The organism is Acinetobacter sp. 22512, assembly GCF_052044755.1.
GTDB classification, from domain to species: Bacteria; Pseudomonadota; Gammaproteobacteria; order Pseudomonadales; family Moraxellaceae; genus Acinetobacter; species Acinetobacter pittii.
In genome coordinates this window covers 119,776-146,428 of sequence record NZ_JBQENP010000008.1, presented here as the reverse complement: position 1 = coordinate 146,428, position 26,653 = coordinate 119,776, and the positions used below count along the sequence as shown (strand labels likewise).

The window sequence follows — 26,653 nt, the reverse complement described above, 5'->3', positions numbered from 1 at the left end:
AGACTAGATAATAGGATTTTATGAATCCCGACTAAAATAGTCAAGTTTTTTTATTTTTAATTCAAGTGTAGGAACAAAATAGAAAAATAAATTAGGCAACCCACAAATTATATATGAAATAAACAATAAATATTAGGCTAATTATACCAAAGGAGAAGTTAATATTTCGTTGACGTCGTTGTAAGCGAGTAATTCGATTTTGATATTGTTTAATTTCCACGTGAAGGGAGTTGATCTCTGATCTTTGTTGATCAATTTTCTCAAGTAATGGAGCGATCCGTTTACGTGAAGCAAGGGTTTCAGCTTCATCATCTGAAGTGTTAAACCACTGTTTCCAGTCAACTAGCAATTTTGGAAGAGTTAAATGAGAAATTAAATCTAGAAGTTCCTTTTTCGTTTCCTCATCACCATCAATACGCATATTTTTAAGGCTGCGTTGGTTAGAAAAACCAAAAATTTTAATTAAATCGATAAGCGTACTATTGATCTCAAGATCAATACGTCTATCAAAAGAGTGAATATCGAATAACAAACCTTTTTCTGTAAATTGAACATAGAAGTCAAAGAAAGGTAAATAGCTATTAATACGAATCGTTGTTTTGTTCAAAATAAACTTTTTCGCTTGCAAGCGAAGGGCACCATCGTGGGTGAGAATAAATGAAAAAAAAGTTTCTAAAATAATTAGAACAATATTCAGCAACAGACGCGGATGTTTTTGTCTTTGTTGCGTTTCACTCATAAAAGTTTATCCTTAGAAATAGCAATTAACCGAAGAATGGGACATCCTATCCCAAACTTAACACAATGTCGTGTTAAATATATTTACATGACTTATTTGCTTTGTAGAACAGTTTTGTAAATGGATCAAGTCTTTACTTTGATATTATAGAAATATTTTGTGGTCAAATCAGTCATCATTTCTCTCATCTGATTAGGAGTTTAGATTAATGGATAATGCAAATACAGATACCCAGATAGAAGAGTCGGAAGAAAAAAATAAATTAAAATCAAAAAGTTCAAGAAAATCAGCTTTAGATTTTAGGAAGTATACTAAGCAAATTTGGCTAGCAGGACTTGGTGCTTTTTCACGTGCGGAAGAGGAGGGAAATAAGCTTTTTGATTCTTTGGTTAAAGTGGGTGAGGAGCTAGAATCAAAAACTGGAGACTTGGCAGATAATACTGTTGGCAAAGTCACAGAAAAAGCAAAAGAATCTGTATCTGAAACAAAAGACAGAGTAGAAAAGATTCTTGATACGAGTGTTAATCACTCTTTAAACCGTATTGGATTGGTGACGCCGAAGGATTTGCAACACATCGAACAGCTGCTTGTACAACTGCATATTAAAGTGGATGCTTTAATAGAAGAAAATCAACAGTTGAAAGCAAAATTGAATAAAAAGTAAAAAAATGTTGGGATTTAGCAAATATATAACAGTTTTTTAGCATTTATTTTTGCTAAAAGCCCTGCTCTAGTATTGCGTTTTCCCCTAAAGCATTGCTATAAAGGCGTCATGGCCTTTTAAACTATAGCCTTGGACCTTAAACAAACGATATTAAGAGGATGTTTTATTCATGAATAAATCAGAATTAATCGATGCAATTGCTGAAAAAGGGGGAGTATCTAAGACTGATGCAGGCAAGGCACTCGATGCGACAATTGCGTCAATTACTGAAGCACTTAAAAAAGGTGACACAGTAACTTTAGTTGGTTTTGGTACTTTCAGCGTTAAAGAACGTGCTGCACGTACTGGTCGTAACCCTAAAACTGGTGAAGAGCTTCAAATTAAAGCAACAAAAGTACCTAGCTTTAAAGCTGGTAAAGGTCTTAAAGATTCAGTAGCTTAATCTTTTAAGATGAATAAACGCGCCAATATAGGCGCGTTTTTTATTAAATATCTGAATTGACCAATATTGCTCATTCATTGATTGTGGTTTTTCAGTTAAAATTCTCCTCGAAATAAAATATTGGAATACTTATGGAATCGTTTCGTACAGTCATTAAGGGTTGGCTCGGCAAAGTCCTTCTAATTTTGTTTTTGACCCCTTTAGCACTTGTAGGTATTGAAGGATATTTTAATAGGGGAAACAAGGCTGATGTTGCAAAAACAGTAAACGGCCAAGAAATATCTAAAAAAGACCTTGAAACTTTAACTCAGTCTTACAAAGAACAATATTTAGCTGCTGTTAAAGGGGATGAAAGTTTACTTAATTTACCTGTTATTCAGGCTAAGGCACTCGATATTTTGGTGTCACGTAATCTATTAATACAGCAAGCAGAAAAATTAGGTATCTCTTTGAGTGATGCTCAAATTGAGCAAATGTTAGCTCAGCAGCCTAGTTTGCAAGAGAATGGTCAATTCTCACAAAAACTCTATGAAAATTACTTACGTTCTATTGGCATGACGAGTCAGGGTTTAATAGCAAGCCTACGTCAAGATCATGCTTTGAAAATGTTAACGTCAACCTTTGCTGATTACTCTTTAGTAAGCAAAGTTGATTTAATGCAAATTGCGAATTTGCAAACTGAACAACGTACGTTACATTTAGCTAGTATTAAATTAGATGCTTACAAAACAGGTTTAACTGCATCTAATCAAGAAGCTACAGATTACTATAACAAGCATCAAAATGAATTTAAGCAACAGGCTTCGGTTGATGTTGATTATGTTGTCTTATCTCCATCAATGATGGCTAAACCAGCGCCTGCAACTGAAGCTGAACTTCAGCAAGCTTATGCAAAGTTTGTTGAAACTCAGAAAAAAGATGCTAAACGAACTGTAAAGCATATTTTAATTACTACTGATGCTCGTGATGATGCAGCTGCTCAAAAACTTGCAAAAGAAGTTTATGCGAAAATTCAGGGTGGTCTTTCGTTTGCACAAGCTGCATCGCAGTTCTCTGAAGATCCTAGTTCAAAAGCAAAAGGTGGTTTAGTTGAAGCATATGCTCCAGGCGTTTTCTCGGATGCATTTGATAAAACTGTTTTAAGTTTGAAAAATGGACAAGTTTCGCAACCAGTAAAAACACAATATGGTTATCATATTATTGAAGCAGAAACTCAAGCTAACCAAATCCCTTCATTTGAAGCTGAGAAAGCGCGTTTAACGGCTGAGGTTGAAAAGAATAAAGTTGCTACTGTTTATTCAGATGCCGTAAACAGTTTGAATGAAACAATTGTTGGTAATGATTCTTTAGAAGCTGTTGTACAAGAAGTAAAAGGTGCAAAAGTTGAATCATTGAATGGTGTAACTTTAGCAACTCAAAACCCATATTTAAGTGATCCAAGTGTCAAAATTAAGTTATTTAATGATGATGTGAAAAATGGTGACCGTAATGCATCATCTAATATTCAATTAGCAAATGGTGATACGGTATGGGTTAAAGTACGTGATTACCACGCAGCTGGTGTAAAACCATTAGCGCAAGCGATGAATGAAGCAAAAGCCAAAGTTATCGATGCAAAAGCGCGTAAAGCAGCCCAAGCAAAAATTGCTACCATGTTGACTGAGTTTAAAACTCAACCAGCAGAACAAGTAGTTGCTAAAAATAAAGTCGCATTTGAATCAGCAGGCGTATTTAGTCGTTCACAGGGTTTAAAGCGTGAAATTGAACGTGCAGCATTTAGTTTAGCTACCCCTAAACCGGGTATGTGGTCTGTTACAACAGCAAACTTACCAAATGAGCTGGTAGTCGTTGCAGTTTCAAATGTAAATTCATCAGCCGCTAATGCTATTCCTGCTGATCAATTACAACAGCTAAAACAACTTTATCGTCAATCTCGTGGCCAACAAATATTGGAAGATTACAGCCAATATTTAAAATCACATGCAAAAATTAAATAATAATTTGATCAAATAAAAAAAGCGCTTCGGCGCTTTTTTTATTTTCTATTAATCAAGATGATGTTCGATATATTGCTGTCGATATTGTTTAGGTGATAAATCAAAAATTCTTTTAAAGGCCTGACTAAAAGCAGTCTCGGATGAATAGCCGACTTTGTTTGATATTTGCTGAATTGAAAAATTACTTGTGCGTAAGTACTGACTTGCTAAACGAAAACGGTAATGTTGCAAATAAGTTAGAGGTGGTTCCCCAATAATACTATTAAATAGATTTGCGAATTTGGACCGTGACATACAGCATCGTTCTGCTAAAGATTCAACTGTCCAAGCGACTTCTGGTTGGCTATGAATAGCGGATAGGGCATTACTCAATTCAGGATGGGTTAACGCACTTAGCCAGTTTTGTTGATCAGTCATTTGTTGAACATGATCACGAATGCACTCAATGAGAAGAATACTGACTAAATGATCAATAATTTTGTCATGTCCCGGCCTGATTTTTTGAGTTTCAATTGCTAAAAAATAAAGCCCAATTTGTAGCCATTCTGGTGGGTTGGTTTGATTTTCGTGCTGAATATGCATGATAGAAGGCAATGCATTAATCAAAGGACCTGCCATATGAGTATCGATCTGACAGCGTAAACATAGTAATAATGTTTTATCTGGAGAAGAAGTACCAAACTCGATCGCGTCTTGTCTATGGCCATTAAAAAGTGAAGTAATATCTAGAGAATCTACTAATTTAGTTGCTGTTGATTTTGAGTCGGTGGCATTATGTGCTTTTCCAGAAGGAATTAAAATAATATCACCAGCTGTCGCAATTATTTTTTCTGACGCATTAAGTTGAATATATACTGAACCAGTTAAAACAATATAGGCAAGTAAAGCAGATTGATCTTGTGTTTTAAAAGCCCATTCTCCTTGTGCTTTTAAATAGATGTATTCAGACTTATTAAGGTGAATATCATCAAAAAATTTACTTAGTGCATCCATCTTTAAATGATCAATCATTATTTTAATAAAATTATAGTGAGCTATGAGAATAGATCAACATGTGTTTTTAGGACAAAAAAGTGGAAGAAAATGCCAAAGACTTTGAAATAGGTTTTTTGGACGGTTACTACTGTTAAGTAAGTACTATTTCTTTAACTATATAGATATATAGAAAAAGGAAATATGACTATGAATGCACCAGTAAATGTTCAGCAAGAACTTATGCCAGTGCCAGCGTCTATGCGTGAGATAGATCGTAAGCGCTATTTATGGATGATTAGTCCAGCTCTACCTGTAATTGGTTTAGGTATTTTAGCTGGTTACCATTTTGGTCCACGTCCATTAAAAAAAGTTTTCGCTTTAGGTGGTCCGCTTTTATTACATGTTGTGATCCCTGCAATTGATACTGTTATTGGGAAGGATGCACGTAATCCGACTGATGAAGAAATTAAGCTTTTAGAAAAAGATCCATATTACTCACGTCTTGTGAAAAGTTTTATTCCATTGCAATATGCTGCAAATGTTTATGCATGTTATTTAACAAGTCGTAAAACTACATCATTCATTGATAAAATTTTGCTCGGTGTTTCAATGGGGGCGATTAATGGTATTGCGATTAATACAGCCCATGAATTAAGCCATAAGCATGATCGTATTGATCATATTTTATCTCATCTTGCTTTGGTTCCTACAGGTTATAACCATTTCCGTATCGAACATCCTTATGGACACCATAAACGTGCAGCAACTCCTGAAGATCCGGCTTCTTCACGGATGGGTGAAACATTTTATGAGTTCTGGCCACGTACAGTTGTGGGTTCTTTTAAGTCTGCAATTGAAATCGAGAAAAATCGTTTAAAACGTAAAGGAAAAGAGTTCTGGTCAGCAGATAATGAATTATTACAAGGCTGGGGAATGAGTGCTGCTTTTCATGCCTCTATGGTGGGACTGTTTGGTAAAAGTACAATTCCATATTTAGCGACACAAGCATTTTACGGCATTAGTCTTTTTGAAATTATTAACTATATTGAACATTATGGCTTACTGCGTCAGAAAAAAGAAAATGGTCAATATGAACGTACAATGCCAGAGCATAGCTGGAACAACAATAACGTAGTAACAAACTTATTCTTGTACCAGTTGCAGCGTCACTCAGATCATCATGCTTATCCGACTCGTCCATTCCAAGCATTACGTCATTTTGATGAGGCGCCAGAATTACCAAGTGGTTATGCAAGTATGTTATTACCTGCGTTAATTCCTTCGTTGTGGTTCAAAATAATGGATAAGCGAGTTTTTAATCACTATAAAGGTGATTTGAACAAAGCGAATATTTCACCAAAACGACGTGCAAAAATCTTCAAAAAATTTGGTGCAGTAGATAAATCATTAGAAGCATAAAAATTGAATAAATAATATATCCTGAAATACCAATCCCTCTAATCATTTGATTAGAGGGATTTATTTTTTAGATAAATCTTAGCGTTATGAAGCAAGAGAGTTTAGATTCTCTTGCTTCTTTTTTATTTTAATTCACTTGAAGATTTACCAAGCTCACGACGTGCAATAATTAATTGTTGAATTTGCTGAGTACCTTCAAAAATATCAAGAATTTTTGAATCACGTGCCCATTTCTCAAGTAATTCATCTTCGTTATAGCCAACACTTGCTGCTAACTCGACACATTTTAAAGTGATCTCGTTACCAACACGACCTGCTTTTGCTTTTGCAATAGAAGCTTCTTTAGAGTTTGGCTTTTTATTATCAGCCATCCATGTTGCTTTTAACATGAGCAGACGAGCAGCTTCCCATTCAGCCTCCATACGGTAGATTTGTGCTGCAAGGTTAGAAGCATGCAGATAGGGAGTCGAGTAGTCAGGATCAAGCTGATCTTTAAAAATCTCTTTAATACGCTCTAGTGAAGCTTTCGCACAACCGATTGCCATTGCTGCAACTAGAGGGCGTGTATTGTCAAAAGTTTCCATTACTCCGGCGAAACCTTTAGCAACATCCACTTCGGCATTACCCAAAAGGTTCTCTGCTGGTACACGGCAGTCAATAAAACTGATGACTGCTGTATCTGATGCTTTAATTCCTAATTTATGTTCGAGACGTTCGACCTTCATACCGGGCGTACCTTTAGGTACGACAAATGATTTAATTGCTGCACGTCCAAGTTTGCGATCGAGCGTAGCCCAAACAACGACAGAATCTGCACGTTCGCCTGAAGTTACAAAAATCTTTTCACCATTTAGAATGTAGTCATTGCCATCTTTGGTTGCTGTGGTACGGATAGCGGCAGAGTCGGAGCCACAACCCGGTTCGGTGATGGCCATTGCTGCCCATGTTCCTTTGAACCGTTCTAATTGCTCATCATTTGCGACAGCAGCAATTGCTGAGTTTCCAAGACCCTGACGAGGCATACTCAGTAATAAGCCTGTATCGCCATAACACATCTCAATAATTCCAAGAGCGGTCGACATGTTGGTTCCATTGCGAATACCTTCATTGTCGGTATCACCGCGCTTTCCAGCACCCGCAGCACCAGCATTAATTCCTTCACCACCTTCATTCATGCCATCGATGAGAGAGGCGAGCATATCAAGTTCTTTTGGATATGCATGTTCAGCTTTATCATATTTACGAGAAATAGGGCGTAAAACATTGATCGCAACATCATGTGCCTGATCAATCATCATTTTGAATTTTTTAGGATTTTGTAAATTCATTAAAGTATCCTCTGATTGATCTTTTAAGCATGTAAGCCAGATTGTAAAATTGCAGTAGCCCGTAAATCGCGGTACCAACGTTCAACAGGATGTTCTTTTGTGAAACCATGTCCACCAAGAATTTGCACACCGTCTGTGCCAATTTTCATGGATTTTTCAGCACAAAGTAGATGAGCTAAGTAAGCTTCGCGGTGAAATGGTTTGCCTGACTCTGCAAGGCTTGCTGCATTTAAAATCAACATACGCATGGCATCAATTTCAATTGCCATATCTGCAATCATGAAAGCGACACTTTGACGATGTGAAATAGGTTCACCGAATGCAGTTCGTTCATTGGCATATTTAATACAGTAAGCTTTTACAGCTTCACATGTACCCACAGCCATTGCACACCACATTAAGTTGCCCAAATCTAAAAAAGCAGTGTAATCAAAATCTGTTGCACCTAAACGTAGAGCAGGAGTGTGATTAAAGCGAAGAGTTGCTGTTTCTGTCGCTTTAAGGCCCATGGCCGGAGTGTTTTTTATTGAAATTGTTTCATTACACTGCACGACAAATACATCTGGTTTACCGTTAAAGTCTGCACTTACTAAAAATACATCAGCTAAATCGCCTAAAATCACTAATGTTTTTTCCCCATCAATAAAAAACTGATCATTTTCAAGTGATGCTTTTGTTTTTAAAGCATAAGGATTAAATGCTGGAGTTGTTTCTTGAACAGCAAAAGTTGCTGTAATGTCTGAGTCTTCTGCAAAACATGGTAGGTACATCGACTGAACTTCAGCAGAACCCCAACGTGTGATTGCATTAATAACGCTAAATGTACTGAGTAATCCTGCTGTAAGACTAAAATCACCTTCAGCTAGTTTTTCAGCAATTAATAAGTTACTAACGATATTTTGTTCGGCCGCTACTCCACCGAGTGCTTCTGGAAGTGCATAGTAGTTAAGTCCTAAATCTTCAACATATTGCCAAAGACTTTCAGGAAACTGAGCTTCCTGATCGGCATTATGAGCTAACCCCAATAAAACCTCTTGAGCAAATTGAGACATTGCTTCAGAAGTCATTTGTTGTTCTTCGGTTAAACTTAAATCAAATAAATTTTTTTGTTGGCGAGGTAAACGTTGTTGAGAGATTTGCTTGGGCTTAAATGCTTTTTGAGTCTGCGTTAATGCTCTAAAGCCAGCTTTTGAACCTTGATAAAGAGATTTTTCAACAAATTTACGCAACTTGAGTTGATCAAGTACATCGCTTCCAGCCAATCTTGTGATCAGCGATAAACCCAAACCCTGAGCTTTATTGATCATACTTGTCATGATTATGGTGTCCTAACACATTGTTATTGTTGTATGCTGACACGCCTTATATTAAAAAACTATGTCGTTACTGACATTCGAAAAATGAGTAGATAAATGGTAAATAGAAAATAAGAAAATTATAAGTTTTTGATTTTATTTATTTAAAATAATTGTAATGTTGGGGAGCCGAGAAGGATTGACTAGAATGACATGGAATCATTCTAGTCTTTCATTAAATCAAGCAAAGTTACGAATCATACGTCGCACATTGGTTTTTGCATCAATAACCGTCATAAATGTGTAGGCTCCAATGAATTTACGGCTAATAAACATAAATTCTTTTGGCGGAACTGAAAAATAACGTGAAGCCATTGATTTACTAGCTTGTTGCATAACACGGCTATGAAGCTGGCTTTTCTTCCAGTCATAACGTTCGTGTTCATCCATAAGACCAGCGGGCATATCTGGGTTATTTGCAGGAGTACTGAATGCTTCTGTTGCAAGTAAAAAGACATCAGCCATACCTGGTTTAATACTTTCAGGCATCGCATCAAAGAACTCGTAACCAGTCATGGCTTTGACCATTGCATCTTTATTATGTTGATAACCTGCCTGAATGAGTTGACGGGCAACTGATAGCAAGTGTTCATCAAACTGGCGAATAGCACCAAAATCTAATAATACAATTTTATCTTGAATGTCTTGGCCATTACCTAAACGAACAAGGTAATTACCAAAGTTAGGGTCAGTTTGCATTTCACCCCATTCAAAAATTTCACGAACCGCAATCTCTAATGACGCTTCACCGAGTTGATTACGACGTTCTTGAGGTAATGACAACATCACAGGGCTATTAATTGGCACACCACGTTCAAAAGTCATGCAGAGCACTTGATTTGTGCAATATTCATCTACAATTGTAGGAACAATATAGCGCTCATCATCTTTTAAGCGTTCACCAAAGCGACGAGTAGTGGCAGCTTCAACATCATAGTCAACTTCACGATGCATCATTTCACGTACTTCATCAAACCACTGATCAAATTCACGGGTTTGTGGAACCATACGCGTCAGTTTAAGCATGTTTTTAAACAAGCTCATATCGGAGTCAATAGCATTTGCAACGCCCGGATATTGAATCTTTAAAACTAACTCTAAACCATCTGATTTACGCGTTGCACGGTGTACTTGTGCGAGAGAGGCCGTACCAATTGGCTCATGATCAATTGTTAAATCATTTAATTTAGCGCCCAATTGCTCTTGAAGGTGCGGCTTAATTGCAGGCCAATCTAAAGCAACTGTCTGGTTATTTAAGGTGTTTAATGCTTGTGTAATTTCTTCAGGTAAAAAATGTTCACCATAAAGGGCCATCATTTGGCCAATCTTAACAATAGAACCCTTAAGTTTACCTATTTCAGAAACCAGATAATTAGCTTGCTCGCTCATCGCTTTTTTGCGTTTCTTTTCTTTTTCTTCCTCATTAGAAAATAAAGAAGAGGCGCTTGCAGTTGCCCAACGTGTTCCTGCAAGTAAAGAAGCTTTCGCGATTGATAAGCGTCGATCCATGGAAGAAGTTTTTAAACTCTTAAGCTTATCTTTCTGATTTGACATGAAAATAGAATCCTATGCGCATCATGCAGCCAAACGCTGGTGATCTAAAATTGTAACGAATATTACATGTTTTGAGCGTATTAAAATAGTTCTCTCAGACTGAATGATCAGTCGAAATGGCTATCTTTATTTCATTAACTTTAAAATAGCCTAAGCAATTTTAAAATTTAAGAAACTTACAGCGTTCAGGTGAGTAAAACTAGGGTAAAACGGATCTTTCACAAAAACTTAAATTACATTTTAAATTGGATCTTCAATTCAGACTTCTGCATTAAGTGAAGGCGATTGGACTGAATATGCTGTAATAACATTTGTTTGACTGAATCATGCATAAAACCAAGTGCATGAGCTTTTACAATAATAATGCTGGGTAAGGTATAGAAAAAATACTTAACATCCTCGAGTGTTGCGTTATTAAAGATGCCTTGTTCAATTAACGTCTGCTGTAAAAACTGCTTTTCATTTAAGACATAATCTGAAGATTCATCCCAAAAACGGTGACGCATAGCCATCAGATTGTTGTGTTTATAACTCATAAAATTGTCAGCTCAGACTTAAATCTAAATAAAATATATGGAGTCGAGCCATGAATATCAAGTTGAGATTATTTTTTATTCAGTTGCTGTTTGATTTTTTATGTAATTCTTGTAAATAGCCTAAGCAAATTTAAAAATTTTTTAGAAAAAACTATAATCCAAATAATTTCATCTATAACACTACTTATTATGACTCCTGCATGTAGACTGTTAAAAAGCAATAAAATTGAATTTTCAATCCATGAATATGAGCATGATTCAAATGCTAAAAGTTTTGGATTAGAAGCAGCAGAAAAACTAAATTTAGATGTAAGGGAGGTATTCAAAACATTGATGGTTAGCGATGATAAGAATTTTTTTGTTGCAGTATTGCCAGTTAATCATCAATTAAATTTAAAAAAAGTGGCTACGGCGTTTGGCTGTAAAAAATTGCAAATGGCCAATCCAAAAGACGCTGAACGTTTAACGGGGTATTTGGTCGGAGGGATTAGTCCTTTAGGTCAGAAGAAACGCTTAAAAACCGTTATTGATGCATCTGCACAAGAATTCAGCAAAATCTATGTGAGTGGAGGAAAACGGGGACTAGATATTGGCTTAAACCCGAAAGATCTAGCACAACTCTTAAATGCTCAATTTGTTGATGTACTTGATGAGTAATATAAATCTTTTTCTTATCTCATTAAATTAACTAATTTTAAGATAGGTAGTATTAAATCAAGTTATTTTAATAAAAACAATTCTCATTATTATTTATATTTAGTATTATTTCGAGCCTTATAACTATCTAATAACTTTTGGGTTTGGAGAAAGGGAAAATGCATCGATACAAAAAGGTTGGGGCTAACTCAAATCATCTGATGTGTGCTGAATCACGATATTTTAAATTAAATCCTTGTTGTATTGCTCTAGCAGCAATGTTTGCGCAGCAGGTTTATGCAAATACAAATATTGAAAAGGCAGCCCTTAATAATCAACCGACACAAAAGCCTGTAGCTCAATTGCAAAAAATTATAGTGACGGCGACAAGGACGCCAAAAAATATTGCTGAAATTGCAGGCACAGTTCAAACGATTGAAAAGCAGCAAATTGAACAACAGGCAACTGCTGGACGAAAAATTGCCGATATACTGGCTCAGTTGGTTCCATCACTTGGGGTGAGTAGTGGAACAACTACCAACTATGGGCAAACAATGCGTGGTCGTGATGTCATGATTATGATTGACGGCGTATCGCAAAATGGCTCACGCGATGTTGCTCGGCAACTAAATAGTATTAGTCCAGGCATGATTGAACGTATTGAAGTTCTTTCAGGAGCTACAAGTATTTATGGATCAGGTTCTACCGGCGGGATTATTAATATTATTACGAAACGTGCTGATTCGACTAAACCAGTAAGTTTTGAAACTAAACTTGGTATTACGTCTTCCGATACATTTCGAAGTGATAGTCTAGCTTATGAAATTGGCCAATCTATTTCATTTAATAAAGATAATATAAATGGTTTTTTAGGGGCTAATTTCACTAGTCGCGGATCTCAGTTCGATAGCCATGGTGATCGTATTGCTATAGCACCTATGCAAGGTAGCCGTCCTGATACTGATACAATTGATATTAATAGTCGTATAAATATAGATTTAACTGATTACCAATCACTAAGTTTGGGTTCGCAATATTATAAAGATGAACAAGATACGAATTATGGTCCTGATTATGGGAAAAATTATATTTATGGAGGAGCGCCTAACTCATATATTGGGAAAAAGGGTTTAGAAATATCTAATCAGCCTTTTACAGAGCGCTATGCATTCAACACTCAATACCAAAATAAAGATATTTTAGGTCAGGTCTTAAATTTAGAAGGATATTACCGTAAAGAAGATGCTCGTTTCTTTCCAGTCTTTTTAGGAGGGGAAGGTACAGAAGCAAAACAATCTCAATCTGAAATCAAAGTGGCTGGTCTGCGTTCAACAATACAAAGTGATTTAAATATTATGAATCGTGATCTTAATCTAACTTATGGCTTAGATTATGAACATGAAAAAGATCAACAACACTACGAGCATTTCACAGCATTTAATACAGGTTTGACCTATAAACCTACAGGTAAAACTTCCGATGCCGGTCCAAATACAACAATTCAAAGTGCTGGCGTTTTTATACAAGGTGATTACGCTTTAACAGACCGTATGAATGTCCAGGCTGGTACTCGTTATCAATATATTAAAGCTGAAACAGAACAGTACTCGACTAAAAATGGGATACAGCCAAGCGGATCTGTAAATGACGATGCTGTTTTATTTAATTTGGGAGCGATATATAAATTAACAGATGAGCAGCAAATATTTGCTAATTTCTCTCAAGGTTTTAGTTTTCCAGATGTACAACGGATGATGCGTGATGCATTTAATATCTCAACAGCGAATATCCAACCTATTAGTGTAAACAGCTATGAACTAGGCTGGCGTTTACAAGGGGAGCAAAGCCTAAATCTAGGTATAACAGGTTTCTATAATACCTCAGATAAAGTTGTTCAATTCTACAAGAACAGTAATAAAGAAACTGTTGCTGAGGTTATGGACAAAGACCAACGTGTATATGGTGCTGAACTAACGGCGACCTACCCATTTATGGAAGAGTTTAAAGTTGGGGGAACACTGGGTTATACGCGAGGTCAATATAAAGATACGGATGGTAAATGGAAAGAGTTGAATGCTTTTCAAGTTTCACCAATCAAAGGTACTGTTTTTGCCGAGTGGAACAGTGATGAAGGATATGGTGCTCGTATGCAAATTCTTGCTATAAAAGGTACAAATGAAGCAGTAAAAGATGGTTCACTTTCAGCTGTAAAAATTAAAGGCTATAGCGCGATGGATGTTTTGGCTCATTTTCCAGCTTGGAAAGGACGTATAGATTTTGGTGTATATAATGTTTGGAATAGAGACTATCGAACTATTTATAGTCAACAAGCAGAAAAAGTATATGGTCTTGTAGAAAGTATACCAGCTGAAGGGCGTACTTACGGCCTCAGTTATACATTCAATTATTAATGTGAAGTGAGATAGGGAATATCTATAAATCATAGGTATTCCTTAATAAATTTAAAAAAAAATAAAATAAACTTGCATTATTAAATGTAAATGATTATCATTATCCATATTGAAGGTTGAGAAACGTTCTAGTAATTAAGATTAACGTCTACTACTGTAATGCTAAGTTTTAGGCGATTTAAAGTTATACCAGAGACTCCAATAACAATGGTGTTGAAAAAGATGAGTTGATTTCTGGTATGTGAGCGCCTGCAGGATATTATAAAAATAGGCAGGTTCAACTAGCGGTAAATGGAACAAAGAAAAATAAACATTATCAGCGCAACAAAAAGAACTAATCAAAAGCAGTAGGCGAGGATGGCCTGCTGTTTTTGTAATTAAAGTTAGGTTCATAGTTATTTATACATTTCAACTCTTTTGGACATTTAACTCTATACAGTAACAGATCGAGTATGTTTTTGATTAAAAAATAACCACTAATGTTTCATTTATTAACATCCTACCTTTTTAGCCATTTTTTTGTATACCCTGAATAAAACATGATCAAAAAAAGAGGTAAAAACGTGCTTATTTTTCATGGAAAACCTGTTCACGGAGCTATCTTCGATATGGATGGGACAATGTTTGACACTGAGCGATTACGGTTTCAAACATTGCAACAGGCATCTCAAGAACTCATTGGACAGGAGTTTTCACACGAATATTTAATGCAATGTTTAGGCTTAAGTGCAACTACTGCTGAGCAACTGGCTCAACGTCTATATGGCGTAAATGTTCCATATAAAGAAATTCGAAAAAAAGCTGATGAGATGGAGCTCGAATATATTCGAAAACACGGCGTACCGATTAAAAAAGGTTTGGTTCAAGTTTTAGAACGTTTACGAAAATCTGGTTTAAGAATGGCTGTTGCGACTTCAAGCCGTAGGGCAATTGCCGAAGAATATTTAATTAATGCGAATGTTTATAAATTTTTTGATGTGATTACCTGTGGTGATGAAGTAGAGCAAGGAAAGCCGCATCCAGAAATCTTTTTAAAAGCTGCTAGTCAACTTCACTTGGACGCTAACCAGTGTCTTATGTTTGAAGATTCTGAAAATGGTTTAACTTCAGCTCACACTTCAAAAGGTTTAACGATTTTATTAAAAGATATTAAAGAACCAAATGACGAAATGCTGGAAAAAGCACATTTTTATTATGATCAGATGTATGACTTTTTAACCGATCTCGACCAATTTATCCCTGTTATGGACATGCCGGAAATGCAGGAACCTTTTCCGCAAAGTCTGAATCAACTTACAGTTGGGATACATGGTTTTGGTGCTATTGGCGGTGGTTACGTAGCGCAAATCTTGTCACATTGGGATGGGTACACAAAACCAAAAAAAATTATTGCTTCAACACGTAATAGTCTTTTTCGCGAAGCTGTGAATGCATTTGGAACATATAGCATTCGCTATGGGCAATTTTCTTATGATGAACGTATTGAGAATATGACCATTGTTGATTCTGAAAATGAACAACAAATGTTGGAGATGTATACCCATTCAAGTTTGATCGCACTGTGTTTACCCGAACAGGCCATCGAAGTTGAGGCAAAAATAATTGCAAAAGGGCTATATGCACGTTTTAACTCATCACTTGAAACATGTATTGAACCACTAACTTTTCTAATTATTTTAAATAAAGTCGGCGCGAAATATTTAGTTATGAAGCATCTTAGAGAAGCTCTATTAGAATTGACCAACGATGAAGATGTGACTGAACATATTTTAAAAGAACATTACTTTTGCGATACCGTTGTAAATCGCATGGTTTCAAAATTATCTAATCAAAATTTATATCGCCAACTTCGTATTAAGCATAATTTCCTTGAACAGCATTTAGAAGATGTTGAACACGAAGAACAAATCGAAATTGAAGACTGTAATAAACTGACTCAAGACCAGCAAAACCAGGTATCTTTATATGTCGATAACATGCGCCGTAATTTCCAGCCAGGCCATATATTACAAAGCATGGACTTGATTCTGTTTCATAGCGAAACGGATATGCCAATTTATGTAGAAAAAGGCAGCCCTTTACTCGAAAAGTTGCGTCAAGTTGCTTTGGTTGGGCAGATTACTGATATCCAATTAATCAAAAACCGTCTATGGAATGGCGTGCATGCCATGCTTGCTTGGTACGCATCTTTACTAGGTTATGAGTCTATTGGTGTTGCCATGGGTGATCATTCAGTTAAAACGTTTGCAGAAAACTTAATTAGAGAAGTAAAGCAAGGGCTTGCAATTGTATTACCTAATTATGCAAAAGATCTGGACCGTATGGCACAAAGCTTTCTAGACTCATGTGAATATGCTTTTAAAGATCCTTGTCAAAGAGTGGCAAGAGATCCACTTCGCAAGTTAACTCATAATGAAAGAGTAATCGCATCAATTGAGGTAAATATCGCACATGATTTACCTCATAAAAACCTATTAAAAGGTGCTGCTTTGGGTTATGCCTATGCGATTCAATTTTTAGAAATTGAAGAGATTGATGCAATTAAACATTTACACGAGCAAGTTAAAAAACTGGATATGGGTGCTGCTCAAAAAGCACAACTTGAAGTTGAGTTAACGCAATTAGTTCAATATTTATTTTCTGAACAAGGCAAACAGCCTTTAAACATGAATATTGTCAACTCAGAAAAAGCACGAACTCAATATGCCTAAATCCTTTTAATTATGCTCTACAACTGAAATGCAAACATGCTTTAATACAAAAACTGAATGATTTTGAATTAAAGCTGTGTTGATAAAACCCTCGACGTTCATGATGCCAACATCTATACGAGATTATCCTGAGTGGCATCTTGGGCGCCAAAATTATGCGTTATGGTATTTAGAAATTAATGATCAAAAAATAGCTGATTATTTAGATGCCTTGCGCGCGCATTTTTCAGAATTCTTATTAGAACCCAATAGTCGTCAATATCATATCACGCTGTTTATATGTGGATTTTTAAACCACGAAACCAGAGTTTATAGTGATGACTTTAGTTTGAGTGAATTTGAGCAGCAAAGAGAAATCTTAAAAAAAGAAGATTTTGCTCCGTTTCATTTAAAAATTGGTTCAATCGATAGCTTTAGTAGTGCTCTATTTGTAGAAATAGGAGACACTGAAAATATCTTATTTCAGATACGCCAAAAGTTAGGTTTAGTTTCTAATGAAATTGCGGCTTTAGATTATTGCCCACACATCACTTTGGGGTTGTATAAAACAGACTATAGTAGTGATTTGATTTTACAAAAAATTTCTGAATTACCTGTACAATATAAACAGGCTGAATTTGACCTTAAAGTTGAGCATTTAACATTTGGTTATTATCAAGCTCAAACTTTACAAGGTAAGTTATATCCGTATCAGCATTTGTTTTTAGGTGATGCATGTTGCAACTGATTTTGGGTGGAGCCCGTTCTGGCAAAAGCCGACTGGCTGAACAAACGGCAATAGACAGGCAATTAGCTGTCACTTATGTTGCAACGGCGCAAGCGCTAGATTCTGAAATGCAAAGTCGAATAACCCATCATCAAAATCAGCGTCCTTCTCACTGGTCCTTGGTTGAAGAACCTTTATATTTAGCAAAGATTCTGCAAAAAATTGATCGACCTAATCAAATTATTCTTGTGGATTGTTTAACACTTTGGCTAACCAATTTGTTACTTTTAGAAGATCAAAATGTTCAGAAATTTGAATGTGAGCAGCTGTTAAAAATTTTACCCACGCTTCAGTCAGAAATTATTTTAGTAAGTAATGAAACTGGTCTTGGTGTTGTACCACTCGGTGAGATCAGTCGTCGGTTTGTCGATGAAGCAGGCAGACTACATCAAGCTCTAGGGCAAATTGCAGATAAGGTTGTGTTTTGTGTGGCTGGTTTTCCAATGATTTTAAAAGGTGAGAAATAAAATGAACTGGTGGTTACAATCTGTACAGCAACCTGATGTGGACGCAAAACAACAAGCTGAGCAACACCAGCTTCAACTGACCAAACCTACAGGTGCTTTAGGTGATCTAGAACTGATAGCAGTAAAACTTGCTAGTTTGCAATCAAATGCGCATCCACACATTAACCATCCATGGATTACAGTTTTTGCTGGCGATCATGGCGTGGTTGAAGAAAATATCTCTGCATATCCTCAAGCCGTTACCCGTCAAATGTTACAAAACTTCACGACTGGTGGTGCAGCAATTAGTGTCATTGCCAAATATCATCAAGCTCATTTACAAGTGATTGATTGCGGTACAGTTGGTGAAGCATATGAATATGCAGGGGTTGAACGTCATTGTATTCGTGCCGGCACAGCAAATTTTGCCAAACAAGCTGCAATGAATGCTGAAGAGTGCCGTGCTGCCTTAGAGTTAGGTAAAAACAGTGTAGACACGGCCAAATCTAAAGGTGCAGATATTTATATTGCGGGTGAAATGGGAATTGGAAATACCTGTTCTGCTTCTGCCTTAGCATGTCTTTTATTAAATGATACTGCCGAGCAATTAACTGGAGTTGGTACAGGAATTGGTGCCGATCAGTTAAGACATAAAATTGAAGTGATTGAAAAGGCAATTGAACTTCACCATAAACATGTCGTCGGTGATGTCTTCAAAACATTATGCGCCGTAGGTGGTTTGGAAATTGCGGCAATTACAGGTGCTTATATCCGCTGTGCGCAGGTGGGCTTACCTATCATTGTGGATGGTTTTATTAGTTCGGTCGCTGCTTTATGCGCAGTACGAATGAATTCTAAAGTGCGTGACTGGATGCTTTTTGGCCATCAATCGGCAGAATATGGCCACCAACGTATTTTACAAGAACTCAATGCTGAGCCGATTTTAAAAATGAATTTACGTTTAGGTGAAGGTAGTGGTGCTGGCGCTGCTTTGGCATTGGTTAAAATGGCATGTGTATTACACAACCAGATGGCTACATTTGCCGAAGCTGCTGTTAGCGGGGATAAAATTGGGTAAATTTAGAATTGATTTGCTCAGACATGGCGAAAGTCAATATAGCCATACTTTACGTGGACATTTAGATGATGAGTTAACAGCAAAAGGTTGGCAGCAAATGCAGTCAACCATTGAGCAAGTGGCTAATCAGCCATGGGATGTCATTATAAGTTCATCATTAAAGCGTTGTGCTTGTTTTGCTGAGCAACTTGCGAAGACAACTCAGCTGCCTTTACTTCTAAATCATGACTTAAAGGAAATGTATTTTGGTGATTGGGAAGGCGTCTCAACTCAGCAAATTTATGAAACTTCACCCGAATTACTTGCAAATTTTTGGCAAAAACCTAGTCAATATTGTCCACCTCGCGCAGAAACATTAAACCAGTTTCAAATAAGGGTCCTTAAAGGCTTTCAAGATTTGCTGAAGCATATGCAAAAGCAAAACTTACAGCATGCACTGGTTATAACTCATGGCGGTGTAATTAAGCTATTGGCTTGCTTAGCCAGACAACAGCCTCTAGATGACTTACTTAAAATGCCGGCAGAACTTGGGAAATTATATTCTCTTGAATTTTCTGAAACAGATGGTCAATTAACTTTTATATTAAGATAGTAGTTTTATATTTTTATACACTTGTAAGTTATTATTTTTACAATATTATTTTAGCCTGTGTAATAGAACTGTCATTGCTAAAAACTAAGCTATTGGCATTTCTTATAACCACTCATCTGACTTATGAATATTTTATTTAAAACGACTGTGCTCGCCGCATCACTATTACTCGTTGCGTGTAACGATAATGATGATCAAGAAGCTCAAACTGCACCATCCACAAACCAATCAAAATATTATCAAACAAAAACGCCTTACCAACCGCAACAAGAAATAAAAAACTATGAACAAACACCGAATGGATTCCAGCCAGTTTTTACAGAGCTAGTGGCACGTCACGGTTCAAGAGGTCTCTCAAGTCTGAAATATGATTTGGCACTTTATAATTTATGGAAACAGGCAAAAGCAGAAAATGCCTTAACACCATTAGGTGAGCAATTAGATGCTGATTTAGAAGCCATGATGAAGGCAAATATCTTATTAGGTTATGGCGTGGAAGGGATCCGCCAGTACGGTTATGGAAATGAAACCATGACTGGTATCTTAGAACACCGTGGCATTGCAGATCGTTTATTACAACGCTTACCAACTCTTTTAAATTCCCAAGCCTCTATATTGGTACAAAGTTCTGGGGTGGATCGTGCGGTAGATAGTGCTAAATTTTTCACTGCTGAACTTATAAAACAACAACCGCAACTGAAAGATAAAATTGTTCCATTGTCTTATACCAATTTATCAAGTGAAAGCGGGCCGAGTGTTGAAGATGGCGGCGTTGATCGTTTCAAACTCTATTTTCATAGTTTGAATGCAGACGAAGACTTAGCTCAACCCCTGAGTGCTAGCCAACAAAAAATTTATGATGCTAGTCAGGCCTATCAAGATTTTGAAGAAAATAATAAAGATTTAGCCCAAAAGTTAGATGAGTTATCGAAAAATACCGAGGCTGAAAAAACAGCTCAAACAGTGCTCAGCCCGATTTTTAAAGCGGATTTTATTAAAAAACTGGGTACAACAGGTTATAGTTTTAGCAACACTGGATCTTTTACAGTCACTTCACCTAAAGGTGAGCAAATTACCGAAAAAGGTAAGGGGAAAAATACGATTTCCAGTGCAGTTGATGCAGCAGCGTATATTTATGAGCTCTATTCAATTTCTGGTGGTATGAAAGATGAGTTGAAAGGTATCAATTTTGATAAATATATGCCGTTAGAAGCTGCAAAATTCTACGCTGAATTTAATGATGCAAACGATTTTTACGAAAAAGGTCCAAGTTTTACAGAGTCAAATCAAGTCACAAGTGAAATTGCTCAAGGACTCAAACAGGACTGGTTCCAACAAGTTGATGCGGTTGTAAATAAAACCCAACCATACAAAGCAGTTTTACGTTTTGCCCATGCTGAAATTATTATTCCTCTAGCAACCAGTCTAGATTTACATAATATGATGCAGCCTTTACCGCTTCGCCAGACTTATAATTACTCAACTAGCGCATGGCGCGGTGAAGTAGTTTCACCTATGGCAGCAAATGTCCAATGGGATATTTACCAAAATAGCCAAGGCTCTACTTTGGTTAAAATGCTTTATAACGAAAAAGAAACTTTGTTCAAATCTGCATGTAACTATGCACGTTATACACCAACTAGTTTTTACTACGACTACATTAAATTGAAACAGTGCTATCAAATGCAATAGATTTTCAGTTTTTGAAGTCTTTAATGGGAATAGGGATTGCTATTCCCATTTTTATTTCTTCATAATTTAATTTGCTTTTAAATATAGACCAGTTAGAGACTTGGATATGACACCTTTTTGGATTGCATTGCAATTTTTAACTGTTCTGCCTATTGAGCTAAAGACAATGCCGACGGCGCAACAAAATGGTCGAGCTATTTTGTTTTATCCACTGGTTGGGCTGATTATTGGTGGCGTTCTTTTTCTTATCTCGTGTCTTTTAGTTAAATTACCCGTTCTTTTGCTTGCTACTATCATCATGACTTTATGGATTTGGCTAACAGGTGGGCTGCATTTAGATGGGCTAGCAGATACAGCCGATGCGTGGGTAGGCGGTTTTGGTGATAAACAACGAACTTTACAAATCATGAAGGATCCAAGTTGTGGCCCAATTGGAGTCCTCAGCTTAGTTATCATATGTTTGCTCAAATTTGCACTGGTTTATGTATTGATTGAACAGCATCAAACGTTATTTTTAGTCTTTGTTCCTAGCCTTGGGCGTGTGGTGCCATCTATTTTATTCTTAACTACACCATATGTACGTGAAAAAGGGTTAGGGCGTTCTTTGACAGATCACTCACCTAAAACAACTTCATGGATAATCACTGGGTTCGTTCTACTATTACCTTTGTATTGGGAGTTGCAAGGACTTATTGCCATCATTAGTTTTTTAATAAGTCTCGTTTATTTAAGACATCTGTTTATTAAAAGAATTGGTGGTATTACGGGGGATACCGTCGGTGCAGCGATTGAACTAAGTGAAACCGTACTCCTTTTTGCTTTTGTTTTGAGTTATTTTTATTTACTTTAATTTTGAGTTTCATCCAAAAATAAAAAAGCCCTCAAAAAATGAGGGCTTAATTTTCAATCTTAAAAAGATGAATTAGCGGTTTGGTAAAACATCTTTTAAAGCTTCATGCATTTCAAGCAATGTCTTTTCAGTAGCTTCCCAATCGATACAACCATCAGTTACTGATTTGCCATATTCTAAATCACAAAGATTGTCAGGAATATCTTGGCGTCCACCTTTTAAGTGACTTTCAACCATAATACCTACGATTGACTTATTACCATCTAAAATTTGTTCAGTAATATTTTTAAGAACAAGTGGTTGTAAATACGGGTCTTTATTTGAGTTAGCATGGCTCGCATCAATCATAATTTTGTTGCTCACTTTAGCTTTTGCTAAAGCATTTTCTGCTTCTGCAACAGAGCCTGCGTCATAGTTTGGTTTACCATTACCACCACGTAATACAACGTGTGCATAAGGGTTACCATTTGTATTAATAATTGAAACCTGACCGTCTTCATTTAGACCTAAGAAACTATGGCCATATTTAACAGATTGCATCGCATTGGTTGCAACAGTTAAGCCACCGTCTGTACCATTTTTAAAACCAACTGGTGAAGATAAGCCAGAAGACATTTCACGGTGAGTTTGGCTCTCGGTTGTACGTGCGCCAATTGCAGACCATGAAATTAAGTCTTGGTAGTACTGTGGAGAGTTAGGATCGAGTGCTTCAGTTGCACATGGCAAACCTTTTTCATTTAACTCAAGCAAGAGTTTACGACCAATACGTAAACCTTTTTCGATGTTAAATGAGTCGTTCATATCCGGGTCATTGATTAGACCTTTCCAACCAATTGTCGTACGTGGTTTTTCAAAATAAACACGCATAACTAGATATAGGGTATCTTTAACCTTTTCGCTTAGCGCTTTTAAGCGATCAGCATATTCGTGAGCAGCTTTTGGGTCGTGAATAGAGCAAGGACCAATAACAACAAACAAACGTTTATCTGAACCATCTAAAATATTACGAATAGTTTCGCGGCCTTTTAGAACAGTTTGCGAAGCAACATCAGATAAAGGAAGTTCTGACTTAAGCTCATTTGGTGTTACAAGAGTTTGAATGCTTTTAATATTAACGTCGTCGATATCTGGCTTTGAAACGGAATTTGAATGTGTAGTCATTGCTGTCACTGGTTCGATCATACTAAAGGTTGTTTTGTGTACTGAATATACCATGAAATAATTATGAAAATACTACATCTCATGGTATTTCAGATTGGAAAAATCCTATTGATTTTACTATCTTTCAGTCGAGTTGCCTGTTTTTTCGGCAACTACTGCTTGTTGTTGTACCACAGGTGCTTTCGGTTTTGCTTTGACTGGATGAACCATAAAGTTAACACCGAGGGCAAATAGGGTAATCCCTAGAATTTTTCGGATTAAACGTTCAGGCATACGAGAGCTAATTAATGTTCCAATAATAATTGCTGGAATTGAACCCACCAATAACCACATCAGAAGTGTAAAGTCGACGTTACCAGCACTCATGTGTCCAAGGCCAGCCACTAAGGTAAGCAATACTGCATGTACAACATCCGACCCAATAATTCGGATCATAGGTAAGTTCGGGAACATAATCACAAGTGCCATGATTCCAAATGCACCCGCACCAACTGATGAAAGAGTTACGAATACACCTAAAATGATGCCCATAATCACGATAAAGCTACGTTTTTTATGGATTGCCAACTGCTCATTTTCAGTTTGAGTGACTTCTTTAGTTCTGAATTTATTAAAGAATTTCTCAATACGCGTACGGAAAATGATGGAAACACCAGTTAAGGTCAGCATAAAACCTAACACCATGGTGAGTACAGCTTTATAGTGTGTTGACTGGCTTAAATAATGCTCAAGTACCCATGAAGTACCGAAAGATGCAGGAATACTACCTACTGCTAACCATAAAACAATTGGCCAGACAATATTGAGTTTTTTTGCGTGAACCATTGATCCACAAAATTTTGAGATTGCGGCATAAAGTAAATCGGTACCAATCGCGATATGAGGTTCAATTCTAAAAAGACTAATTAAAATTGGTGTCATTAATGATCCACCACCAACTCCTGTAATCCCTACACAGAAACCAACTAACATACCCGCTAAGATAAATTCAAAAGCACCAGACATCTTTATCGCCACTTATCACGAAACGCAGATATCTTATTCCTTTTAGAGATAAACAGTTGTCATGAATAATGATTTACTTATGCAAAAAAAAGCTAAGCAACGAAAATTTTGCTTAGCTTGTACTATTTTTCATCATTTTTTAAAGAAAATGATTATTTTGGTGACTTTAGTGGGTTAACTAAAAGTATAAGAAGAAAAGTTAATGGCGTTGCAAAGATCCACCAACTGACAAAACCAATTGAAAATTTATATTGTTGAATAAGAATAAATGCACATAAACCAAATAATATGAATGCGGCTATTTTGAAATATCGGTAATACTTTTGAGCTAACGATTTGAAATGACCTGTTGATTTCGGCGATCGATATTTCTCGCTCGCCATAAACAACATATACATCCCTAATAAAATTAAGATGAAAGCTATAAGAATCATGAGCTCACCTCAGTATTTAATTTATTCAGCTTTTTTTGAATTTTTGCGACAGCTTTATGCTGGATAGGTTGAATTTTGCAAAATATAAAAATGGCTAAAGCTGCAAATAGCCACAAAAATACATCTACACGTGCAAAGGTCCAATAATCACTGAGGCTTTGAACATACTCATGTTTAAGTAAATAAATTAGATTTAAGATTGGAAGTGCAAGACACAGCATAATAAAAACGCTAAGTTGAGTTCGCCACAAATGCTGTTTTTTAGTGATTAATGCAATGATTAAGCTAATTAACCAAACCAAGAAAAAGCTATAAACTTCATAATTGATTGTGGTTGACGTGACTGTAAACAATCGATTTGAGCTTAAATAGGCCACAGTTGCACAAGGCAATCCTACAAATGCTGCAACATTTAAACGGTCAACTAAATAGTGTCCGAAATGAAACTGACTATTTTTATTTTGAATTTGGCGTTTAAGACTCCAAAGTAATAAACCAGAAGCAATCATTACACAGCCTAAAATGCCTGAGAAAAAGAATCCTAAACGAAGTAAAGGCTGAGCAAATGTTGCCATGTGCAGGCCATAAACACCCGCATTCAATGTTGCAATAGGGCTATTATTACGTGTGTCTTCTAAGACTTTGCCAGTTGAAGCATTTAATGTAATTTGAGGCTGATTTCGAGTAATAGTGCGGTCTTCTTTTTGAATAAATGTAATTTGAGCTTGATTGGTATTTGGATTTTTTACACTCATTGTTGATAAAGGTTGGTTGCCCCAACTTTGTTGAACTTGGCTCAGCAGCTTCTCAATAGCTAAGTTTTGAGCAGGTTGAATCGATTGATTCTCAAATATAGTCTTTGTGCGGATTTCGGTAAAATATTGATAAGGGTTTTCAGGGTAAAGTTTTTGCATTCCCCAAGGCAGATATAAATAAAAGAAAATAGCTAAGCCTGTAAATGTTATGGTTAAAAAGAAGGGCAGAGCAATGACTGAAGAAATATTATGAAAGTCTAGCCATGAACGCTGAGACTTAAATGTACGTAAAGTAAAAAAGTCAGTGAATATTTTTTTATGGGTAATAATGCCTGAAACCAAAGCAATCAGCATAATAAATGCGGCAAGACATACGACTAATCGCCCAACTATTATTGGAATGCCAAAAAGTTGGTAATGGAAGCGGTAAAAAAAATCTCCGCCTAGGGTTGCCGAAAGTTGAAGTTCTTTTCCCGTATTAGCATCAAGTGTGGCATTACCATAACCGCCGTCAGCTTTTTCCCAATACATGGTGTTGACGGGACTTTCTGGTGTAGCCACAGTTAAGTACCAAGATTTGGCGTCTGGAGCGTTTTCTTGTAAATATTGATATGCTGTTTTAATAGCAATATCTTGCTTTACTTCATATTGCGCAAGTGCAGGCTGCATCCATAAATTAATTTCGTGGCGGTAATAAGATAGGCTACCCATTAAGAAAATGGCAAACACGAGCCATCCAAAAATTAAGCCAGTCCATGAGTGTAGCCATGCCATAGATTGACGTATACCTTTATGCATAACCCACCGTCCGTGTCACAATAAAGAAAAGGGCAAATAGTGCGATTGATACAATGGTCAGTCGTACTAATGATTGAATGCAGAAACCAACAATTACAAAGACTACGTAAAATAAAATCGATATAAATGCTGAAAGATAGATAGCCTCAGCTTTGTCCAGATTCAAAAGGAAAATTCCAGTGAGTCCAAGACTTAAATACGTCATACAGGCAAAGCCCATACCGAAAACTAGCAAGAATCGATAGAAAACTTTTATACGATATGACACAGGGAGATTTACAGTTTTGGACATCTTTACTGACACATAAA

Annotated in this window: 25 protein-coding genes; 14 read left to right on the top strand and 11 right to left on the bottom strand. The window is 36.4% G+C overall.

Annotated elements, in window-relative coordinates:
• Window positions 1–91 precede the first annotated feature (91 nt).
• Window positions 92–739, bottom strand: a complete 648-nt coding sequence (locus ACTJJG_RS10945) for a hypothetical protein (RefSeq protein ID WP_005076210.1) — start codon at window positions 737–739, stop codon at window positions 92–94.
• A 208-nt stretch (window positions 740–947) separates the two neighbouring features.
• On the opposite strand from ACTJJG_RS10945, the gene ACTJJG_RS10940 reads away from it, so the two are divergent.
• The 3 genes from ACTJJG_RS10940 (at window position 948) to ACTJJG_RS10930 (ending at window position 3,842) form a co-directional block, all read left to right on the top strand.
• On the top strand, window positions 948–1,403 hold the full coding sequence (locus ACTJJG_RS10940; protein WP_005069443.1) for a phasin family protein: 456 nt from the start codon (window positions 948–950) through the stop codon (window positions 1,401–1,403).
• Window positions 1,404–1,572: 169 nt separating this feature from the next.
• Window positions 1,573–1,845, top strand: coding sequence for an HU family DNA-binding protein (locus tag ACTJJG_RS10935; RefSeq protein ID WP_001043034.1), 273 nt, complete (start codon window positions 1,573–1,575; stop codon window positions 1,843–1,845).
• Between the two features lie 131 nt (window positions 1,846–1,976).
• On the top strand, window positions 1,977–3,842 hold the full coding sequence (locus ACTJJG_RS10930; protein WP_032056987.1) for a SurA N-terminal domain-containing protein: 1,866 nt from the start codon (window positions 1,977–1,979) through the stop codon (window positions 3,840–3,842).
• Between the two features lie 48 nt (window positions 3,843–3,890).
• On the opposite strand, the gene ACTJJG_RS10925 is transcribed toward ACTJJG_RS10930, so the two are convergent.
• Window positions 3,891–4,835, bottom strand: a complete 945-nt coding sequence (locus ACTJJG_RS10925; protein ID WP_016803370.1) for an AraC family transcriptional regulator — start codon at window positions 4,833–4,835, stop codon at window positions 3,891–3,893.
• A gap of 189 nt (window positions 4,836–5,024) precedes the next feature.
• Between ACTJJG_RS10925 and ACTJJG_RS10920 the strand changes: the two genes are divergently transcribed.
• Window positions 5,025–6,236: an alkane 1-monooxygenase gene (locus ACTJJG_RS10920; protein ID WP_069119302.1), complete on the top strand. Its 1,212-nt coding sequence runs from the start codon at window positions 5,025–5,027 to the stop codon at window positions 6,234–6,236.
• A gap of 122 nt (window positions 6,237–6,358) precedes the next feature.
• Here the strand turns inward: ACTJJG_RS10920 and ACTJJG_RS10915 are convergent, their stop codons facing one another.
• From ACTJJG_RS10915 to ACTJJG_RS10900, 4 genes are all read right to left on the bottom strand, one after another.
• Window positions 6,359–7,564 (bottom strand): acyl-CoA dehydrogenase family protein, encoded by a 1,206-nt coding sequence (locus ACTJJG_RS10915; protein WP_014206631.1) that lies wholly within the window; start codon window positions 7,562–7,564, stop codon window positions 6,359–6,361.
• A gap of 23 nt (window positions 7,565–7,587) precedes the next feature.
• Entirely contained in the window at window positions 7,588–8,871 is a 1,284-nt protein-coding gene (locus ACTJJG_RS10910; protein ID WP_170815239.1) for an acyl-CoA dehydrogenase family protein, read from the bottom strand.
• A gap of 228 nt (window positions 8,872–9,099) precedes the next feature.
• Window positions 9,100–10,473 (bottom strand): ABC1 kinase family protein, encoded by a 1,374-nt coding sequence (locus tag ACTJJG_RS10905; RefSeq protein ID WP_017386866.1) that lies wholly within the window; start codon window positions 10,471–10,473, stop codon window positions 9,100–9,102.
• A gap of 233 nt (window positions 10,474–10,706) precedes the next feature.
• Window positions 10,707–11,009, bottom strand: coding sequence for a hypothetical protein (locus ACTJJG_RS10900; RefSeq protein ID WP_005076193.1), 303 nt, complete (start codon window positions 11,007–11,009; stop codon window positions 10,707–10,709).
• Window positions 11,010–11,198: 189 nt separating this feature from the next.
• On the opposite strand from ACTJJG_RS10900, the gene ybaK reads away from it, so the two are divergent.
• The 9 genes from ybaK to ACTJJG_RS10855 all read left to right on the top strand — a co-directional run bounded on the left by ybaK (window position 11,199) and on the right by ACTJJG_RS10855 (window position 22,191).
• The gene (ybaK, locus tag ACTJJG_RS10895) at window positions 11,199–11,666 is read left to right on the top strand and encodes a Cys-tRNA(Pro) deacylase (protein WP_017386867.1); all 468 of its coding nucleotides are present in this window, start codon (window positions 11,199–11,201) and stop codon (window positions 11,664–11,666) included.
• Window positions 11,667–11,824: 158 nt separating this feature from the next.
• Window positions 11,825–14,056, top strand: a complete 2,232-nt coding sequence (locus ACTJJG_RS10890; RefSeq protein ID WP_336025952.1) for a TonB-dependent receptor — start codon at window positions 11,825–11,827, stop codon at window positions 14,054–14,056.
• 563 nt (window positions 14,057–14,619) lie between these two features.
• Entirely contained in the window at window positions 14,620–16,767 is a 2,148-nt protein-coding gene (gene mtlD, locus ACTJJG_RS10885; RefSeq protein WP_372552517.1) for a bifunctional mannitol-1-phosphate dehydrogenase/phosphatase, read from the top strand.
• A 100-nt stretch (window positions 16,768–16,867) separates the two neighbouring features.
• Window positions 16,868–17,494, top strand: a complete 627-nt coding sequence (locus ACTJJG_RS10880) for a 2'-5' RNA ligase family protein (protein WP_372552516.1) — start codon at window positions 16,868–16,870, stop codon at window positions 17,492–17,494.
• Window positions 17,482–18,000 carry a bifunctional adenosylcobinamide kinase/adenosylcobinamide-phosphate guanylyltransferase gene (gene cobU / locus ACTJJG_RS10875; RefSeq protein ID WP_032062329.1) on the top strand — a complete coding sequence of 173 codons (519 nt, stop codon included), beginning with the start codon at window positions 17,482–17,484 and terminating at the stop codon, window positions 17,998–18,000. Before ACTJJG_RS10880 ends, cobU begins: the two co-directional genes overlap by 13 nt.
• Window position 18,001: 1 nt before the next feature.
• The gene (gene cobT / locus ACTJJG_RS10870) at window positions 18,002–19,057 is read left to right on the top strand and encodes a nicotinate-nucleotide--dimethylbenzimidazole phosphoribosyltransferase (RefSeq protein ID WP_033849940.1); all 1,056 of its coding nucleotides are present in this window, start codon (window positions 18,002–18,004) and stop codon (window positions 19,055–19,057) included.
• The gene (locus ACTJJG_RS10865) at window positions 19,050–19,649 is read left to right on the top strand and encodes a histidine phosphatase family protein (protein ID WP_032062325.1); all 600 of its coding nucleotides are present in this window, start codon (window positions 19,050–19,052) and stop codon (window positions 19,647–19,649) included. The genes cobT and ACTJJG_RS10865 overlap by 8 nt, the downstream gene beginning before the upstream one ends.
• 123 nt (window positions 19,650–19,772) lie before the next feature.
• Window positions 19,773–21,341, top strand: a complete 1,569-nt coding sequence (locus ACTJJG_RS10860) for a histidine-type phosphatase (RefSeq protein ID WP_032062323.1) — start codon at window positions 19,773–19,775, stop codon at window positions 21,339–21,341.
• 106 nt (window positions 21,342–21,447) lie between these two features.
• Window positions 21,448–22,191: an adenosylcobinamide-GDP ribazoletransferase gene (locus ACTJJG_RS10855; protein ID WP_017482235.1), complete on the top strand. Its 744-nt coding sequence runs from the start codon at window positions 21,448–21,450 to the stop codon at window positions 22,189–22,191.
• Between the two features lie 72 nt (window positions 22,192–22,263).
• Here the strand turns inward: ACTJJG_RS10855 and ACTJJG_RS10850 are convergent, their stop codons facing one another.
• Together ACTJJG_RS10850 and ACTJJG_RS10845 are read right to left on the bottom strand one after the other, a co-directional pair.
• On the bottom strand, window positions 22,264–23,373 hold the full coding sequence (locus tag ACTJJG_RS10850; RefSeq protein WP_372552515.1) for a 3-deoxy-7-phosphoheptulonate synthase: 1,110 nt from the start codon (window positions 23,371–23,373) through the stop codon (window positions 22,264–22,266).
• A gap of 96 nt (window positions 23,374–23,469) precedes the next feature.
• Window positions 23,470–24,357: a sulfite exporter TauE/SafE family protein gene (locus ACTJJG_RS10845; protein WP_069119310.1), complete on the bottom strand. Its 888-nt coding sequence runs from the start codon at window positions 24,355–24,357 to the stop codon at window positions 23,470–23,472.
• Window positions 24,358–24,418: 61 nt separating this feature from the next.
• Here ACTJJG_RS10845 and ACTJJG_RS10840 point away from each other — a divergent pair, with 61 nt between their 5' ends.
• The gene (locus ACTJJG_RS10840) at window positions 24,419–24,535 is read left to right on the top strand and encodes a hypothetical protein (protein WP_080776883.1); all 117 of its coding nucleotides are present in this window, start codon (window positions 24,419–24,421) and stop codon (window positions 24,533–24,535) included.
• Here the strand turns inward: ACTJJG_RS10840 and ACTJJG_RS10835 are convergent.
• Genes ACTJJG_RS10835 through ACTJJG_RS10825 form a run of 3 tightly spaced genes read right to left on the bottom strand, consistent with a single transcriptional unit; the run spans window position 24,510 to window position 26,636 of the window.
• The gene (locus ACTJJG_RS10835) at window positions 24,510–24,791 is read right to left on the bottom strand and encodes a hypothetical protein (RefSeq protein WP_032056973.1); all 282 of its coding nucleotides are present in this window, start codon (window positions 24,789–24,791) and stop codon (window positions 24,510–24,512) included. The two genes, ACTJJG_RS10840 and ACTJJG_RS10835, sit on opposite strands and share 26 nt — an antisense overlap.
• Complete coding sequence (locus ACTJJG_RS10830) at window positions 24,788–26,344, bottom strand: PepSY-associated TM helix domain-containing protein (RefSeq protein WP_032056971.1); 1,557 nt, start codon at window positions 26,342–26,344, stop codon at window positions 24,788–24,790. The genes ACTJJG_RS10835 and ACTJJG_RS10830 overlap by 4 nt, the downstream gene beginning before the upstream one ends.
• Window positions 26,337–26,636, bottom strand: coding sequence for a hypothetical protein (locus tag ACTJJG_RS10825; RefSeq protein ID WP_032056970.1), 300 nt, complete (start codon window positions 26,634–26,636; stop codon window positions 26,337–26,339). Before ACTJJG_RS10825 ends, ACTJJG_RS10830 begins: the two co-directional genes overlap by 8 nt.
• Window positions 26,637–26,653: the final 17 nt, after the last annotated feature.